Here is a 923-nt window from a genome sequence, read left to right on the forward strand (position 1 = left end):
GTTAACTTTTGCATGATGTAAGACCGTTAGAAAAATTCAGGAGCGATGAAGCCGCTCCCGATAAATTAGAATACGTAGTATAGAAGAGCAAAGACTGGAAATGCAGCAGTCAGGCTATCGATGCGATCTAATACGCCACCGTGGCCTGGAATGATGTTACTGCTGTCTTTGATGCCAGAAACACGCTTAAACATGCTTTCGACTAAATCACCTAATACAGAAATCACGACCGTGATCAACGTAATGATGATCATATGAATTGGGCTCGTGAACTGGATATTGAACCAATCGGCGAACAACCAGCCAACAATCAGTGCCGCGATGATACCGCCAATAAGACCTTCAATCGTTTTGTTTGGGCTAACATGTGGTGCCATCTTGCGCTTGCCTAAACTTTTACCAGCGAAGTAAGCACCGCTGTCTGCAGCCCATACCAAGAAGCAAACGTACATTACGAGCTTTGCACCGTGGTATGGATCTACCGAAATGTCTGAGGCTCTTAGAATGATTACACTCCAAAGAAAAGGGAGTAATGTCAGAAAACCAAAAACATGTCGTAAAACAAGATTGCCTTGCCAAGATTTTGTGGTTTTCGGGTAAGTAATTGCCATCAAGCTCGCAATAATCCACCACACAAAACCAAGCCCTAACACAACATAATGAGGTGTACTTAAATGGTTTAAGCTATGTGCGTCAGGTGAGATAAAGAGAAAACTAAGTCCGGTAACAACGGCTGCCGGAATCAGTGCAGCAATGCGAGAATTGCTTTCTGTAAATTGTGTCCACTCCCAAAAACCTAACAGTGTTATCGCCGTCAACGCGATAATAAAGCCCATTAGGGGTAACTTAAAAATGCCTAAAATAACCAGGGGAGCTAAAATTAGTGCTGTTATTATTCTCTGTTTCAAACTAACTAGTCCTTA

Annotated in this window: 1 protein-coding gene; it reads right to left on the reverse strand. The window is 42.6% G+C overall.

Features of this window, described 5'->3' with window-relative positions; all coding sequences use genetic code 11:
- Nucleotides 1–65: 65 nt before the first annotated feature.
- Nucleotides 66–908, reverse strand: a complete 843-nt coding sequence (locus R7190_RS26105) for a phosphatidate cytidylyltransferase (RefSeq protein ID WP_005480977.1) — start codon at nucleotides 906–908, stop codon at nucleotides 66–68.
- Nucleotides 909–923: the final 15 nt, after the last annotated feature.

It is taken from the genome of Vibrio sp. 1078-1, assembly GCF_033340475.1.